The organism is Streptomyces sp. NBC_00876 (genome assembly GCF_045207435.1).
Classification (GTDB): Bacteria; Actinomycetota; Actinomycetes; order Streptomycetales; family Streptomycetaceae; genus Streptomyces.
In genome coordinates this window covers 7,335,683-7,350,378 of the sequence record NZ_CP108800.1, presented here as the reverse complement: position 1 = coordinate 7,350,378, position 14,696 = coordinate 7,335,683, and the positions used below count along the sequence as shown (strand labels likewise).

The following is a 14,696-nucleotide window of genomic DNA, read 5'->3' as shown; positions in this document are numbered from 1 at the left end:
GTGCCCCGGACCCCGGCCCGGGGCGCGGGGGCGGTGCCTGTGGTGCGGGCCGGTGGGAGGCCTTCGGTGCGGGCCGGTGGGTGGGCGAGGGTGCGGGTGACCTTCGGTGCGCGTGCGGCCCGGTGCGCTGTCCGCCGGGCGTGATCGGGTCGGCTCAGGCGTGATCGGTTCGGCTCAGGCGGGTGGGACGAGCTCAGGCGTGATCGGTTCGGCTCAGGCGGGTGGGACGAGCTCAGGCGGGTGAGAAGAGGTGGTCGCTGATGAGCCTGGCCGCGCCGATGACTCCGGCGGCGGGTCCGAGCTCGCCCAGCACGATCGGGAGGTTGCCGGTGGCCAGCGGCAGGGACTGCCGGTAGACCTGGGTCCGGATGCTGGCCAGCAGCGTGTGGCCCAGTCCGGTCACCCCGCCGCCGATCACCACCAGACCGGGGTTGAAGAAGCTGACGAGTCCCGCGATGACCTGTCCGACCCGGTTGCCGCCTTCGCGGATCAGGTCGAGCGAGACGGGGTCGCCGGCGGCCGCGGCGGCGGCCACGTCGACGGCGGTGAGTTTCCCGGACGCCTCCAGCCGGGCCGCGAGCTCCGGGGACCGGCCGGCGCGTGCCGCGTCCTCGGCGTCGCGGGCCAGTGCGGCGCCGCTGAAGTGTGCTTCCAGGCAGCCCCGGTTGCCACAGGCGCAGGGGCGGCCGTCGGGTTCGACCTGGATGTGGCCGATGTCGCCGGCGCTGCCCGTCGTACCGCGGTGGACCTCTCCGCCGACGACGATGCCGCAGCCGATACCCGTACCGATCTTGACGCACAGGAAGTCGCCCACGGAACGGGCCACGCCCGCGTGCTGCTCCCCCATCGCCATCAGGTTCACGTCGTTGTCGACCATGACGGGGCAGCCCAGTTCCTGGCTGAGTGCCTCGCGGACCGGGAAGCCGTCCCAGCCGGGCATGATCGGCGGCGCGACGGGGATGCCCTCGGGGAAGCGGACGGGTCCCGGTACACCGATACCCGCGCCGTCGAACCCTTCGGCGAGCCCGGAGGCCCGGAGCTTGGCCGCCATGGACAGCACCTGCTCGAAGATGGCGACGGGGCCTTCGCGTACGTCCATGGGGTGGTTGAGGTGGCCCAGGACCTCCAGCTCCGCGTTGATGACCGCCACATCGACCGAGGTGGCGCCGATGTCGACGCCGAGGAAGCGCAGTGCCGGGGCGAGCCGGATGTTGTGCGAGCGACGCCCGCCGCGGGATGCGGCGAGTCCGTCGGCCACGACAAGGCCGGTCTCCAGCAGTCTGTCCACCTCGACGGCGAGCTTGGAGCGGGAGAGATCGACCTGATCCCCCAGCTGTGCCCGTGAGTTGGGCCCGCCGTCGCGCAACAGCCGAAGCAGTCGCGCCTGATGCGCATTCGCGGGTCGTGCCGTCATTCGTCTCACGCGCCCCTCCCCGCCACATCGGCCTGTCCGTCGGGCTTTGGAGGGGAACGTAGCAGCGCTTGCCGGGAGTGGGAAGAAGTTGAGCAGGAATCCGCCGCAACTTTCTCCACCCTGAGGACAAAGGGCCTCTCCGTCGCGAGCGCGGAGGGGTTACCGAGAGCCTCCCGGCCGGGCCGGAACGCGGAAACGCCCCCGGTCGCCGGCGCTGCTGCGCCGGCCGGTGGCCGAGGGCGTGGGCGGCGAAGGGTTATGCCCCTTCGCGCCGGAGGCAGGTCTGCCGGGCGTGCCCCGTGTGGGTCTGCATGATCGCCGTCGCCTGCGAGCACACCCCCCTCAGGCACGGCGGCCCCAGGGAACGCGGCCTCAGGGACAGCGGATCACCTGACCCGCGTAACTGAGATTCCCGCCGAAGCCGAACAGCAGCGCCGGAGCACCGGTGGCGACCTCGCCGCGCTCCACCAGCTTGGACAGGGCCATCGGGATCGAGGCCGCGGACGTATTGCCGGAATCCACCACATCCCTGGCGATGACCGCGTTGACCGCGCCGATCTTCCTGGCGACCGGTTCGATGATCCTCAGGTTGGCCTGATGCAGCACCACCGCGGCGAGATCCTCGGGGGCGATGCCCGCCTTCTCGCACACCTTGCGCGCGATGGGCGGCAGCTGGGTGGTGGCCCAGCGGTAGACGGACTGCCCCTCCTGGGCGAAGCGCGGCGGTGTTCCCTCGATCCGGACCGCGTCACCCATCCCCGGCACGGAACCCCACAGCACCGGCCCGATTCCGGGCGCCTCGCTCACGCCCGAGTCGGCGACCACGACCGCCGCACCGGCGCCGTCCCCCATCAGCACACAGTTCGAGCGGTCGGTCCAGTCGACGATGTCGCCCATCTTGTCGGCGCCGATCACGAGGGCGCGGGTGGCGGCTCCCGCACGGACGGCGTGGTCGGCGGTGGCGAGGGCGTGGGTGAAACCGGAACAGACCACGTTGATGTCCATCACCGCGGGCGAGGTCATGCCGAGGCGGGCGGCCACGCGGGCCGACATGCTCGGCGACCGGTCGATCGCGGTGGAGGTGGCGACCAGCACCAGGTCGATGTCGGCCGGCTGCAGTCCGGCGGCGGCGAGCGCCTTGGCCGCCGCATGCGCGGCCAGCTCGTCCACCGGCTCGTCGGGGCCGCCGAGGTGGCGGGTCTTGATGCCGACACGGCTGGTGATCCACTCGTCGCTGGTGTCGACCATGGCCGCCAGATCATGGTTGGTGAGCACCTTGGCGGGCTGATAGTGGCCGAGCGCCACGACACGTGAGCCGGTCATATTCAGGTTCCCCTCGCTACATATGGCAGGAACCATCCAGTCTTGGTCGCTACCGACCGGTACAGGGGCACGTGATCCCACAGGATTACCGCCCGAGGCTTGGAGGCTTGACAACAGCCTTGATCACCTGAACCCGACATTACGGACAATTTTCAGTCGACCTGACGGTGCCCGTCGCTCCTCCCGCACGTCCCGGGCCGCTCCCCCGCACCCACCTCACGGCGGAGCCGGCTGCACCATCACGCCCCATGTGCAGGACAATGAGACCGTCCAGGTCACCTCGACGCACGACAGCCCCGGTGACCCACGGCAACCTCCGCACCAAGGGCCGTTTCGGCTTCCAACACGTACAGAATCGGGTCTGACTGGCATGGGACGGGTCACCGAGCGCCGCCGCACCATCCGCATCCGCGACGGGGTCGTCTCCACCCGCCCCGACACCCTCGTGGCCGAGGAGCCCCTGGAGATCCGGCTGAACGGGAAGCCGCTCGCCATCACGATGCGCACCCCGGGCGACGACTTCGCGCTGGCGGCCGGCTTCCTGGTGAGCGAGGGCGTCCTCGGCGAGGGCTGCGAGGTGCAGTCGATCGTGTACTGCGCCGGGGCGGGCGCCGACGGCGTCAACACGTACAACGTGGTGGACGTGAGGCTCGCACCCGGTGTCGTGGTCCCGGACATCACGCTGGAACGCAACGTCTACACGACGTCCTCGTGCGGCCTGTGCGGCAAGGCGAGCCTGGACGCGGTGCGCACCACGACCCGGCACCCCATCGCCGACGCTCCCCCGGTCCGGGTCGGGCCCGGACTGCTGGCCGCCCTCCCCGACCGGCTGCGCGCCTCGCAGCAGGTCTTCGACCGGACGGGGGGTCTGCACGCGGCGGCCCTGTTCTCCGAGACGGGCGAGCTGATCGACATCCGGGAGGACGTCGGCCGGCACAACGCGGTCGACAAGCTCGTCGGACGGGCCCTGACCGACAACCGGCTGCCGCTGTCCCGGTCGATCCTGCTGGTCTCGGGGCGGGCCTCGTTCGAGCTGGCGCAGAAGGCGGTGATGGCCGGAATCCCGATGCTGGCCGCCGTCTCGGCGCCGTCGTCCCTCGCGGTCGACCTGGCGGCGGAGACCGGCCTGACCCTGGTCGGCTTCCTGCGCGGACCTTCCATGAACGTGTACGCGGGCGAGCACCGCATCGCCCTGGAGGCGCCGGCCGTCCAGAACTGAGGCGCCCCCTGAGGGCAGCCGGCCTCAGCCCACCGTGACGGGCTCCCGCGCCGCGCCGGCGCCGTCCGTGCCGGTGTCCTGCGGGTCGCGGGCGCGTCGCTTCGCGATCACCGCGCACACCATGAGCTGCATCTGGTGGAACAGCATCAGCGGGAGCACCGCGAGGCTCGCCTGCGCGCCGAAGAGCACCGTCGCCATCGGCAGCCCCGAGGCCAGGCTCTTCTTGGAGCCCGCGAACTGGATGGCGATGCGGTCCTCGCGGCCGAACCCGAGCCGCTTCGCCCCGTACCAGCTCAGCGCGAGCATGAGGGCGAGCAGGACCGCCTCGGCGCCGAGCAGCGCCCCGAGCCGGCCCGGGGTGATCCGGTGCCAGATGCCGTTGACCATGCCCTCACTGAACGCGGTGTAGACGACGAGCAGGATCGAGCCACGGTCGACATGGCCCAGTACCTTCCTGTGCCGGGCGATGAAGCCGCCGATCCAGCGGCGCAGGAGCTGTCCCGCGATGAACGGCAGCAGCAGTTGTACGCCGATCCTGAGCAGTGCACCGGCGGAGAAGCCGCCGCCGCTGTTGCCGAGGAGCGCCGCAGCGAGGAGCGGGGTGATGAAGATGCCGGCGATCGAGGAGAAGGAGCCCGCGCAGATCGCGGCGGGCACGTTGCCGCGGGCGATCGAGGTGAAGGCGATCGACGACTGGATGGTCGAGGGGACGAGGCAGAGGAAGAGGAAGCCGCTCTGCAGCTCGGGCGTCAGGACGTACGGCACCAGCCCCCTGCTCGCCAGGCCCAGCAGCGGGAAGGCGATGAACGTGCAGGCCAGGACGGTGAGGTGGAGCCGCCAGTGCTTGAGTCCGCCGAGGGCTTCGGCGGTGGAGAGCCGTGCGCCGTAGAGGAAGAAGAGGAACGCGACCGCCCCCGTCGAGGCTCCGCCCGCCACATCGGCGGCCGCCCCGGAGGCAGGCAGCAGCGCCGCCAGTACGACGGTGCCAATCAGGGCCAGTATGTACGCGTCGATCGGCAGCCAGGACGGCAACTGCGGGGTGCGGCGGTTCATGTGCTCCACGTGTCTCTCGTTCGGGGTCGCGCCCTGTTCATCCTGCTCCTGATCAGCTACATCGGGAATCCGGTATACCGCTCTGACTGTGATCACGGTTCGCGATAACGTGTCGCCATGTACGACCCCGTGCAGCTGCGCACCTTCCTGGCCGTCGCCCAGACGCTGAGCTTCACCGCGGCCGCCCGCCGGCTCGGCGTGCGGCAGTCCACGGTGAGCCAGCACGTGCGCCGGCTGGAGGACGCGACCGGGCGCCGGCTGTTCGTCCGGGACACGCACCGGGTCGGTCTCACCGTGGACGGCGAGGCGATGCTCGGTTTCGCCCGGACGATCCTGGAGGCCCACGAACGGGCGTCGGCGTTCTTCACCGGGACCCGGCTGCGCGGGCGGCTGCGGTTCGGGGCGTCGGAGGACTTCGTGCTGACCCGGCTGCCCGAGATCCTCCAGTCCTTCCGCCGCGACCATCCGGAGGTCGAACTGGAGCTGACCGTGGAGCTGTCGGGGACGCTGCACCAGCGGCTGGCCGCGGGCCGGCTCGATCTGGTGCTCGCCAAGCGGCGCGCCGGGGACACCCACGGGGAGCTGGTCCGGCAGGACGCGCTGACCTGGATCGGTGCGCCGGGGCTGCGGATCGACCCGGACCGCCCGGTGCCGCTGATCCTCTTCCCGCCGCCGGGCATCACCCGGGCCCGCGCGCTGGAGGTCCTGGAGGAACAGGGCCGGTCCTGGCGGGTGGCGTGTACGAGCGGCAGCCTCAGCGGGCTGATCGCGGCCGCCCGTGCGGGGCTCGGCGTGATGGCGCACAGCCGCGGCCTGATCCCGCCCGGGCTGGCCCCGGTCGCGGCCAGGGCGGGGCTGCCGGACCTCGGTGACGTGGACTTCGTCCTGCTGCACGGCCGCCGCCGGGACGGCGCGCAGCAGGCGGCGGACGCGCTGGCGGCGGCGATCCTGGCGGGCGGGGACCGGCTGATCCGGCCGCCCGGCGGGGTCGGTACGGTCCGCGGGCAGGGCGATGCATGACCTGGGACGCGGAGGGGGAGAATGGCCGGTACGCGACGGTCCGGTGCCGGGCGGACAACCCTCGACGGCCCGGCGGATGGGGATCATCCACCCGTACCCGCCCACAACGGCAGTGATCGCGACGTACAGATTCGGTGGAGATTCCCGCGCGAGCCACTTACTCCTTGGTCGGATGAGCGCCCGAGCCTTGCCCATCTGGCCGGATTTCGGCCCCTGACCAGTGCAGATGCCACGTTGTACGGACAGTTCCCTGCTCTCCCGCCGCAGCGCCCGGTGGGGTAGCGTCACGGCGCTGTGCGGAGCGCCACAAGGAGCAGGTCATTGCGCGAGTTCACTGTCCCACCCATGGCGGCCGCGCCCTGCGCAGGCGGGCTCGCGGATGTCGTGTTCGACTACGCCGAGGAGGATCCGCACCGGATCGCGCTCGGCCGAAAAGATGCGGGCGGCCGCTGGCGGGACGTCACCTCGGCGACGTTCCGCGACGAGGTGCTGGCGCTGGCCAAGGGGCTGATCGCGCACGGGGTGCGGTTCGGCGACCGGGTCGCCCTCATGTCCCGCACCCGCTACGAGTGGACGCTCTTCGACTTCGCCCTGTGGGCGGTCGGCGCGCAGTCCGTACCGGTCTATCCGACGTCCTCCGCCGAGCAGGTCCTGTGGATGCTGCACGACGCGGAGGTGTCGGCGGTGCTGGTCGAGCACGAGGACCACGCGATGACGATCGCCTCGGTGATCGACCGGCTGCCGCAGCTGAAGCGGCTCTGGCAGCTGGACGCCGACGCGGTGGCGGAACTGGTCGAGGCCGGCGCGCACGTCGAGGACGAGGTGGTGCACCGGCACCGGCGTGCGGTGACGCCCGAGTCCGTGGCGACCATCATCTACACCTCGGGCACGACGGGACGCCCCAAGGGCTGTGTGATCACGCACGCCAACTTCATGTTCGAGACGGACACCATGGTCTCGCGCTGGGAGTCGGTGTTCCACTCCAAGCCGGGCGACGAGGCGGCGACGCTGCTCTTCCTGCCGCTGGCGCATGTCTTCGGGCGGATGGTGGAGATCGCCGCGATCCGCGGCCGGGTGAAGCTGGGCCATCAGCCGGAGCTGTCGGCGAGGGCGCTGATGCCCGATCTGGTCTCGTTCCGTCCCACGTTCATCCTGGCGGTGCCGTACATCTTCGAGAAGGTCTTCAACGGTGCCCGCCGCAAGGCCGAGGCGGAGGGCCGGGCCGGGCCGTTCGACAAGGCCGTCGACATCGCGGTGAAGTACGCGGAGGCGATGGAGGCACGGGCCTTCGGCACGGGCCCCGGTCCGTCCGCCGGGCTGCGGATGCAGCACCAGTTCTTCGAGAAGGTCGTGTACAGGAAGGTGCGCGAGGCGATGGGCGGCCGGATCCGGCACGCCATGTCGGGCGGCTCCGGGATGGAGCGCCAGCTCGGGCTGTTCTTCGCGGGCGCGGGTGTCACGGTGTACGAGGGGTACGGACTGACCGAGTCGACGGCCGCGGCCACCGCCAACCCCCCGGAGCGCACCCGCTACGGCACGGTCGGGCAGCCGATCCCCGGCACCACCGTGCACATCGCCGACGACGGCGAGGTGTGGGTGTACGGCGCCAATGTGTTCGGCGGATACCTCGGCGACCCGAAGTCCACCGACGCGGTGCTCAACGACGGCTGGCTGGCCACCGGCGACCTCGGTGCGCTGGACGAGGACGGCTATCTCACGATCACCGGGCGGAAGAAGGAGATCCTGGTGACGTCCGGCGGCAAGAGCGTCGCGCCCACCGGCCTGGAGGAACGGGTGCGGGCGCATCCGCTGGTGGCCCAGTGCATCGTGGTGGGCAACGACCGGCCGTACATCGCGGCCCTGGTCACCGTGGACCAGGAGTCCGTCGAGCACTGGCTGGCCATGCAGGGCCGCCGGCCGCTCTCCCCCGGCGAGCTGGTGCGGGACCCGGACCTGGAGATGGAGGTCCGCCGGGCCGTGGTGGCCGCGAACACGGCGGTCTCGCAGGCCGAGTCCATCCGTACGTTCAGGATCCTGGCGCACCAGTTCAGCGAGGAGCACGGTCTGCTGACGCCGTCGCTGAAGCTCAAGCGCAAGGCGATCGAGACGGCGTACGCGGCCGAGGTGGACGCGCTGTACCGCTGATCGGAGCCGCCCGGTGCGCGCCCCGGCCGGAGTACCGCTCCGGCGGGACGCGCCGGAGGTAGCGTTCCTTCGGAATCCGGCGCGCGGACGGGAATGTGCGGGCCGTTCCGTTCGTTCACCCTGGGAGTCCCACCCCACAACGTTAGGATCGACCGCTCGTGAGCCAGGTCCCCTCCCTCACCCTCAACAACGGCGTCGAGATGCCCCAGCTCGGTTTCGGAGTCTGGCAGGTGCCGGACGACGAGGCCGCGCAGGCGGTCACCACAGCCATCGAGTCCGGTTACCGGAGCATCGACACCGCCGCGATCTACCAGAACGAGGTGGGCACCGGAAAGGCCATCGCCGCCTCGGACGTCGCCCGCGACGAGCTCTTCGTGACCACGAAGCTGTGGAACACCGAGCAGGGTTACGACGCGACGCTGCGCGCCTTCGACGCCTCGCTCGACAAGCTGGGTCTCGACTACGTCGACCTGTACCTGATCCACTGGCCGGTGCCGGCGAAGGACGCGTACGTCGACACCTACCGGGCGTTCGAGAAGATCTACGCCGACGGCCGTGCGAAGGCCATCGGGGTGTCGAACTTCCTCCCCGAGCACCTGGAGCGCCTCCTGGGCGAGACCTCCGTGGTGCCGGCGCTCAACCAGATCGAGCTGCACCCGCAGCTCCAGCAGGCCGAGTTGCGTGCCCTGCACGCCGAGCACGGCATCGCGACCGAGGCGTGGTCGCCGCTGGGCTCGGGCAAGGGCCTCCTGGAGGTCCCGACGGTCGTCGCGGTCGCCCAGAAGCACGGCCGCACCCCGGCCCAGGCGGTGCTCCGCTGGCACCTTCAGACGGGCAACGTGGTGATCCCCAAGTCCGTGACGCCGTCGCGGATCGCGGAGAACATCGATGTGTTCGGCTTCGAGCTGGACGCCGACGACCTCGCCGCGTTCGCGGCGCTGGACGAGGGCAAGCGGCTCGGCCCGAACCCGGGCGAGTTCAACCTCGGCGCCTGAGGCCTGCCGTAACGCCGCAGCTCCACCCGTGACCGCCGCCCGGCCGAGAGCCGGGCGGCGGTTTCGCCGTACGAAGGGACCGGACATGACCGGGGACACCGCGCCCGTCGTCGGGGCGGGTCTTTACCGGCTGCGCAATGTGGGCAGCGGCCTGGTGCTCGAGGTGCGGGACGCCGCGAAGGGCGGCGGCGCACCGGTGCAGCAGAACGAGCAGGACGGGACGGCGACCCAGCACTGGGAGTTCGTCCCCGTCCACGAGGGTGCGGCCCTCCACCACGTGGTCAACGCGCACAGCGGCAAGCGTCTGGACGTGCGCGGCGCGTCCACGGAGAACGGCGCCCTGATCCAGCAGTGGCGGGCCAACAACTTCGGTGCCCAGGAGTGGCTGATCGAACGGCATCTGGAGGCGCCGGGCACGGTGACACTGGTCAGCTTCGTCAGCGGACTGGTCCTGGAGGTCGCCGACGGCAGCAAGGAGAAGGGCGCCGGCGTCCAGCAGTGGGAGGACACCGACTCCCCCGGCCAGTGGTGGCGGCTGGAGCCGGTGTCCGGCACGCCCCGGCGCGACTGAGGTTCAGGCGCGGCGGCCCAGATGGACCGTGCGGGCCATCAGCAGATACGTGTCGGGGCGCCGGTGCAGTCCGGCCGGGTCCTCGGGGTCGAGCAGCCGGTCGAGCACCGCGGTGTCCTCGGCGTCCAGGCGGTCTCCCAGCCCGTCGCGGCGGCGGGTGAACTCGGCGATGACGTGGTCGCGCGCCACGTCGGTGAGCGGCGCGGGCAGGTCGAGCAGGAAGCTGCGGGTGCCCTGCGGGGCGAGGCCCACGGCGGTGAACAGGGCGGCCCAGTCCTCGTTCTCGCGCCGGGCGTCGGGCAGGTCCGCGCGCATCTCCTCGAAGAGCTCGGCCTGCACCGCCTCCATCCTGGCCTCCAGGCCGGGCCGGCCGAAGCCGAGGTCGCGCGGGAGCTGACGCGGCTGGAGTCCGCCCTCGACCAGCGCGACGGTGCCGCCGGGGTGCAGCAGCCCGGCGAATCCGGCCAGGACGGCGCGCTGGTCGCCCATGTGGTGCAGGGCGTTGCCGGCCCAGATCAGGTCCGCCTGTCCCAGGGCCGCGAGGTCGCCGGGGATGTCGGCGTGCAGGGTCGTGACCCGGTCGCCGAGCCCCAGGCGCGCGGCGCGGTCGCGGGTGCGCTCCAGCAGGGCGGGGGTGCCGTCCACCGCGACGACCTCAGCCTCCGGGAACGTCTCGGCGAGCAGGCAGGAGATCACGCCCGGTCCGCTGCCGATGTCCAGGACGCGCCGGACCTTCGGTGCGGTGGGCAGGCCGCCGATCCAGCGGGCGGCCTCGGTGTACTGCTCGCTGCTGAGTTCGGCGTTCTGCTCCAGCAGCGGTCCCATGACGTCCCAGTCGAAGTCCCCGGCATCGTGGTGGTTGCCGTGCGTGCTCTCGTGCCGGTGTCCGTGGCTGCCCTCGTGATGACCGTGCCCGTGTCCGGTGTGGTTGCTCATGGGAACAGCGTCGATGTGCGTCCGGCGGACAGGCAAACATTCTTGCCGGATCGGCAAGTCGCCGGTGGCCGGGTACGGCAGCCCGGCCGGGCTGGGCAGGGGAACCGGGACCGCGGTGCTGCGGGCTGGGGGCCGCCGCGCCTCACGCCTCCGGCCGGCGGCGGAACGCCAGCAGCCGGTACTCCGGATCGGGGCGCCGGCGGTCGGGCCCGGGCAGCGCGGCCAGGACCTGGGCGAGCTGGTCGGCGGCCGTCCCGGGCAGGGCCAGGCGGGAGGCGAAATAGCCGCGCCGCACCGCGTGTGCCGCGCTCAGCGGGGTCCGCCCCTGCCCGTGCCCGCGAAAGACGGCGCTGCCCACCGCGTCGAGGCCGCACGCGGCGCCGTACTCGATGATCCGCTCCGTCGCGTCGGACGGACTGGGCGCCAGATACGGTGCGAAGGCCTCGTCGATGTCGCTGCCCACGTCGTGCGCCGCGTCCTTGTCGACGGTGGTCACGAACACGCCGCCCGGCCTCAGCACCCGCGCCGCCTGTGCCACCACCGCGCGCACGGCCCCCTCCTCGCGCAGCAGGTGCAGCAGCCAGACCGCGGTCACCGCATCGACCGCCGCCTCGCGCAGGGGCAGCCGGCGTGCGTCGGCGAGCGCAACGGCTGCGATGCGCCGGCGGGCCACACGGGCCATGCCGTCGGCGGCGTCGGAGCCGAACACCCGCATACCGGGTCGGCCGCCGGCGATCCGCTCAGTGACGAGTCCCGTGCCGCAGCCGATGTCCAGCAGCGTGCGGGCGGTGGGCGGAATCAGGCCGAGCACCGCGGCCGCAGCCGCCTCGGCGCGGGGCACGCCGCCGCGCGTGGCGTCGTAGGCGGCCGCTTCTTCGTTGTAGTCCAGCATCCGGCCGACTGTAGGACACGGTTGCGGCATCGGACGACGCAACGGCAACGCCCGTATTGCCGCTGGGCCACGGGGGCCATAACTTGCCGTTATGGAGCTGGAGTTGCGCCATCTGCGAACCGTACGTGCCATCGCCGACACCGGAAGCCTCACCAAGGCGGCCGCCGCTCTCGGGCTTGCCCAGCCCGCTCTGAGCGCGCAGCTGCGACGGATCGAGAAGGCGCTGGGCGGCCCCTTGTTCGAACGGGACCACACGGGTGCCCGGCCGACGCTCCTGGGCGAGCTGGTGCTGGAGCGGGCGCGAGTGGTGCTGCCGGCCGTCAGCGAGCTCCAGGAGGAGGCGGTGCGGTTCGCCAACGCGTGGGGGACGATGGAGCGGTTCCGGCTGGGCGGTACGCACGGCCCGTTGCTGGGCGGCCTCGTCGACCGGCTGGCAGCGGCGCACCCGACCGCACCGGTGTCCACGTACACCTCCTGGTCGGTGACGGAGATCGCCGCCCAACTGGTGGACGGACGGCTTGACTTCGCGCTGATCGGGGCCTGCGGCGAGAGCCCGCCGCCGGCTGCGGACCGGCTGGAGTGGGAGGTCGTCGGGATCGATCCGGTCTTCGTGATGCTGCCGGAGAGCCATGCGCTGGCCGGGGAGACCGAGCTGGAGCTCTCCGCGCTGGCGGACGAATGCTGGGCCGATGTGCCCGGCGACGGCTGTTTCGCGGACTGCTTCGTGGCCGCCTGCGCACGGGCCGGCTTCAGTCCGGTGTCGGTGTACGAGACCGACACCGCTTCCGTCGTCCATCTGGTGCAGGTGGGGCGTGCGGTCGGGCTGTGCCGGGCGACCTTCCCGCCGACGCCGGGCATCGTGACGCGGCCGGTCACCGGTTCGCCGCTCAGCTGGCGCCATCTGCTGGGCCGCAACCCCCGGTCGGCGGCCGCTTCGGCGGCGGCCAAAGCGGTGAGCGGGCACACCCGGGCCGCGTACACCCAGGCGGTGGAGCGCAGCGACAGCTACACGCGCTGGCTCGCCGCGCATCCCCGCTTCGGCGCCGCGCCCTGACGGACCGTCGGGGCCGTCCCTCGGCCACCCCGCTCCGCGTCCGGGGGCATGGTCGCGACCCCGGCGGACCGCCTGGGCCGCCCCTCGGCTACTCCGCTCCGTGTCCGGGGGCCACGGCCGCGATCCTGGCGGCCAGGCCCAGGTCCTTCTCGGTGACCTTTCCGCCCGCGTCGTGGGAGTTCACGGAGATCGCGACGGTGTTGTAGCCGAGCGTCAGGTCGGAGTGGTGGTTGAGCTCGTCCTGGATCCGGGCGATGTGCACGGTGAGACCGGCGGCGGCGAAATGTGTCGGGAGCCGGTAGGTGCGGGTGATCCGGTCCCCCTCCAGCGTCCAGCCGGGCAGATCGCGCAGCCGGTCCTCGATCTCGTTCTGCGGCAGCGGTGCGGCGGGCATGCGGTGACTCCCTCGGTAGGGACTGCTGGTCGGCGGTTCCCGTGACGTTACGGTCTCGGTATGACAACTGTCGCGCATGACACGGGGGTAGGGCCGCTGCTGCGCAGCTGGCGGGAGCGGCGCCGGATCAGTCAGCTGGAACTGGCGCTGCGGGCCGACTCCTCGGCCCGGCACATCTCCTTCATCGAGACGGGCCGCTCCCGCCCCAGCGAGGAGATGGTCCTGCGGCTCGCCGAGCGGCTGGACGTACCCGTACGGGAGCGCAACGCCCTTCTGGTGGTGGCCGGTTACGCACCGCGCTACACGGAGACCGCGCTCGACGACCCCGCGATGGGTGCGCTGCGCGAGGGCATGGACCGGCTGCTCCGGGGATACGACCCGTATCCGGCGTTCGTCGTCGACGGCCTCTACACGGTGGTGGCCGCCAATCAGGGGATGGCCCGGCTGCTGGACGGAGTGTCGGAGCACCTGCTCGTCCCGCCGCTGAACGCGATGCGGCTCACCCTGCACCCGGAGGGAATGGCCCCGCGGATCCGCAATCTGCGGGAGTGGCGGGCCGATCTGCTGGCGCAGATGGAGCGTCAGATCGCTCTGGTCCGCTCGGCGGAGCTGCGTGAGCTGTACGAGGAGGTCGCCGGCTATCCGGTGGCGTCGGAGCACGGCGGGGACCAGGAGTGGGCCGGGCCCTCGGCCTCCGTACCGTTCGCCCTGCCCCTGCTGGTCGAGCACGACGGGCGGCTGCTCTCCTTCGTGGCGTCCATCGCGACGTTCAACACCCCGATGGATGTGACGGTGGCTGAGCTGGCCATCGAGACGCTGTTGCCGGCCGATCAGGCCACCGCCGCATATCTGCGGTCGCTCAGTTCTTGACGACCGGCCGGGCCCACGGGGCGTCCGCGCGGGCCAGGACATGGGCGGCCAGACACACCGCCCCGAGGATCACCACGGCCAGGAGCAGCGGCAGGGTCGCATGCCCGTGCAGCACGGCCACGGCGCCCACGAGGGCGCCGGCCAGCATGGCGGCGGCCGAGAGGATCCGGCGGCCCGCCCTGCTGCCGCCTCCCCCGGCGAGCCTGCCGTCGGAGGCGATGCCGGTGATGGTCAGGGTCAGGACGGTGGTGGTGAGGTCGGGGACGGCGAGCGCGCGCGAGACGGCGTTCTGTACGCCGAGCCCCAGGGCGAGCAGCACGATGAGGGCGAAGCGGACGCCGCCGTCGTACGGGCTGCCCGAGACGAGGGTGACGACGAGGGCGGCCAGGACGCACAGCGTCTCCACCCCTACGGCGTGCAGCAGCATGCGGCCCCGGTGGGCGTGGGAGTGATGGATGATCAGCCCGCCGGACAGCGCCCCGGCCGCGAACGCGCCGAGCGCGACCAGGGAGGCGGCCAGGGAGAATCCGGGGGCTCCGGCGAACGCGAAGCCGGCGAAGACCACATTGCCCGTCATGTTGGCGACGAAGACCCGGCCCAGTTCCAGATAGCTGACGGCGTCGACCAGTCCGGTGACGACGGTCAGGGCGAGCATGAGCGGCGGCAGCGGCCCGTGCCGGTCGTTCATGTCCGGTACGAGGGTGCTCCATGCCTCACGCAGGACGACGGGCACGGGCACGCTCCGATCACGGGGTGGGGTGCTCCGGATTGTGCCGCTGTGCCCGGGCCGAATGACAGACCGACGCGCGT

Annotated in this window: 14 protein-coding genes and 1 pseudogene; 8 read left to right on the top strand and 7 right to left on the bottom strand. The window is 71.9% G+C overall.

Features of this window, described 5'->3' with window-relative positions; all coding sequences use genetic code 11:
- Positions 1 to 232 precede the first annotated feature (232 nt).
- Complete coding sequence (locus OG782_RS32200; RefSeq protein WP_406457029.1) at positions 233 to 1,414, bottom strand: ROK family protein; 1,182 nt, start codon at positions 1,412 to 1,414, stop codon at positions 233 to 235.
- Positions 1,415 to 1,786: 372 nt separating this feature from the next.
- Positions 1,787 to 2,737 (bottom strand): beta-ketoacyl-ACP synthase III, encoded by a 951-nt coding sequence (locus tag OG782_RS32195; protein ID WP_406457027.1) that lies wholly within the window; start codon positions 2,735 to 2,737, stop codon positions 1,787 to 1,789.
- Positions 2,738 to 2,960: 223 nt separating this feature from the next.
- Here OG782_RS32195 and OG782_RS32190 point away from each other — a divergent pair.
- Positions 2,961 to 3,102: pseudogene (locus tag OG782_RS32190) on the top strand (Fe-S-binding domain-containing protein); the annotation flags it as partial.
- Positions 3,103 to 3,107: 5 nt separating this feature from the next.
- Positions 3,108 to 3,956, top strand: coding sequence for a formate dehydrogenase accessory sulfurtransferase FdhD (gene fdhD, locus OG782_RS32185; protein WP_406457025.1), 849 nt, complete (start codon positions 3,108 to 3,110; stop codon positions 3,954 to 3,956).
- A 24-nt stretch (positions 3,957 to 3,980) separates the two neighbouring features.
- Here the strand turns inward: fdhD and OG782_RS32180 are convergent, their stop codons facing one another.
- Positions 3,981 to 5,009 carry a bile acid:sodium symporter family protein gene (locus OG782_RS32180; protein WP_406459388.1) on the bottom strand — a complete coding sequence of 343 codons (1,029 nt, stop codon included), beginning with the start codon at positions 5,007 to 5,009 and terminating at the stop codon, positions 3,981 to 3,983.
- Positions 5,010 to 5,126: 117 nt separating this feature from the next.
- On the opposite strand from OG782_RS32180, the gene OG782_RS32175 reads away from it, so the two are divergent.
- The 4 genes from OG782_RS32175 to OG782_RS32160 all read left to right on the top strand — a co-directional run bounded on the left by OG782_RS32175 (position 5,127) and on the right by OG782_RS32160 (position 9,740).
- A complete protein-coding gene (locus tag OG782_RS32175) occupies positions 5,127 to 6,029 on the top strand; it encodes a LysR substrate-binding domain-containing protein (RefSeq protein ID WP_406457023.1) in 903 nt (300 codons plus the stop codon).
- A gap of 345 nt (positions 6,030 to 6,374) precedes the next feature.
- Positions 6,375 to 8,174 (top strand): AMP-dependent synthetase/ligase, encoded by a 1,800-nt coding sequence (locus OG782_RS32170; RefSeq protein WP_406457021.1) that lies wholly within the window; start codon positions 6,375 to 6,377, stop codon positions 8,172 to 8,174.
- A gap of 158 nt (positions 8,175 to 8,332) precedes the next feature.
- Positions 8,333 to 9,169: an aldo/keto reductase gene (locus OG782_RS32165; protein ID WP_406457019.1), complete on the top strand. Its 837-nt coding sequence runs from the start codon at positions 8,333 to 8,335 to the stop codon at positions 9,167 to 9,169.
- Between the two features lie 85 nt (positions 9,170 to 9,254).
- Positions 9,255 to 9,740, top strand: a complete 486-nt coding sequence (locus tag OG782_RS32160; protein WP_406457017.1) for an RICIN domain-containing protein — start codon at positions 9,255 to 9,257, stop codon at positions 9,738 to 9,740.
- A 3-nt stretch (positions 9,741 to 9,743) separates the two neighbouring features.
- On the opposite strand, the gene OG782_RS32155 is transcribed toward OG782_RS32160, so the two are convergent.
- Positions 9,744 to 10,676, bottom strand: a complete 933-nt coding sequence (locus OG782_RS32155) for a class I SAM-dependent methyltransferase (RefSeq protein WP_406457015.1) — start codon at positions 10,674 to 10,676, stop codon at positions 9,744 to 9,746.
- A gap of 142 nt (positions 10,677 to 10,818) precedes the next feature.
- Entirely contained in the window at positions 10,819 to 11,568 is a 750-nt protein-coding gene (locus OG782_RS32150) for a class I SAM-dependent methyltransferase (protein WP_406457013.1), read from the bottom strand.
- 91 nt (positions 11,569 to 11,659) lie between these two features.
- On the opposite strand from OG782_RS32150, the gene OG782_RS32145 reads away from it, so the two are divergent.
- Complete coding sequence (locus OG782_RS32145; RefSeq protein WP_406457011.1) at positions 11,660 to 12,622, top strand: LysR family transcriptional regulator; 963 nt, start codon at positions 11,660 to 11,662, stop codon at positions 12,620 to 12,622.
- An 88-nt stretch (positions 12,623 to 12,710) separates the two neighbouring features.
- On the opposite strand, the gene OG782_RS32140 is transcribed toward OG782_RS32145, so the two are convergent.
- Entirely contained in the window at positions 12,711 to 13,016 is a 306-nt protein-coding gene (locus OG782_RS32140; RefSeq protein WP_406457009.1) for a 4a-hydroxytetrahydrobiopterin dehydratase, read from the bottom strand.
- Positions 13,017 to 13,076: 60 nt separating this feature from the next.
- Between OG782_RS32140 and OG782_RS32135 the strand changes: the two genes are divergently transcribed.
- Positions 13,077 to 13,886 (top strand): helix-turn-helix domain-containing protein, encoded by an 810-nt coding sequence (locus OG782_RS32135; RefSeq protein ID WP_406457007.1) that lies wholly within the window; start codon positions 13,077 to 13,079, stop codon positions 13,884 to 13,886.
- Here OG782_RS32135 and OG782_RS32130 read toward each other — a convergent pair.
- Positions 13,876 to 14,619, bottom strand: a complete 744-nt coding sequence (locus OG782_RS32130; protein WP_406459386.1) for a YoaK family protein — start codon at positions 14,617 to 14,619, stop codon at positions 13,876 to 13,878. The genes OG782_RS32135 and OG782_RS32130 overlap by 11 nt on opposite strands.
- Between the last annotated feature and the right edge of the window lie 77 nt (positions 14,620 to 14,696).

Bases quoted from the DNA above. Each gene is read 5' to 3' on its own strand.
- OG782_RS32195 (WP_406457027.1), bottom strand. From the start codon at position 2,737: ATGACCGGCTCACGTGTCGTGGCGCTCGGCCACTATCAGCCCGCCAAG.
- OG782_RS32180 (WP_406459388.1), bottom strand. From the start codon at position 5,009: ATGAACCGCCGCACCCCGCAGTTGCCGTCCTGGCTGCCGATCGACGCG.
- fdhD (WP_406457025.1), top strand. From the start codon at position 3,108: ATGGGACGGGTCACCGAGCGCCGCCGCACCATCCGCATCCGCGACGGG.
- OG782_RS32135 (WP_406457007.1), top strand. From the start codon at position 13,077: ATGACAACTGTCGCGCATGACACGGGGGTAGGGCCGCTGCTGCGCAGC.
- OG782_RS32175 (WP_406457023.1), top strand. From the start codon at position 5,127: ATGTACGACCCCGTGCAGCTGCGCACCTTCCTGGCCGTCGCCCAGACG.
- OG782_RS32140 (WP_406457009.1), bottom strand. From the start codon at position 13,016: ATGCCCGCCGCACCGCTGCCGCAGAACGAGATCGAGGACCGGCTGCGC.
- OG782_RS32160 (WP_406457017.1), top strand. From the start codon at position 9,255: ATGACCGGGGACACCGCGCCCGTCGTCGGGGCGGGTCTTTACCGGCTG.
- OG782_RS32170 (WP_406457021.1), top strand. From the start codon at position 6,375: ATGGCGGCCGCGCCCTGCGCAGGCGGGCTCGCGGATGTCGTGTTCGAC.
- OG782_RS32200 (WP_406457029.1), bottom strand. From the start codon at position 1,414: ATGACGGCACGACCCGCGAATGCGCATCAGGCGCGACTGCTTCGGCTG.
- OG782_RS32155 (WP_406457015.1), bottom strand. From the start codon at position 10,676: ATGAGCAACCACACCGGACACGGGCACGGTCATCACGAGGGCAGCCAC.
- OG782_RS32145 (WP_406457011.1), top strand. From the start codon at position 11,660: ATGGAGCTGGAGTTGCGCCATCTGCGAACCGTACGTGCCATCGCCGAC.
- OG782_RS32150 (WP_406457013.1), bottom strand. From the start codon at position 11,568: ATGCTGGACTACAACGAAGAAGCGGCCGCCTACGACGCCACGCGCGGC.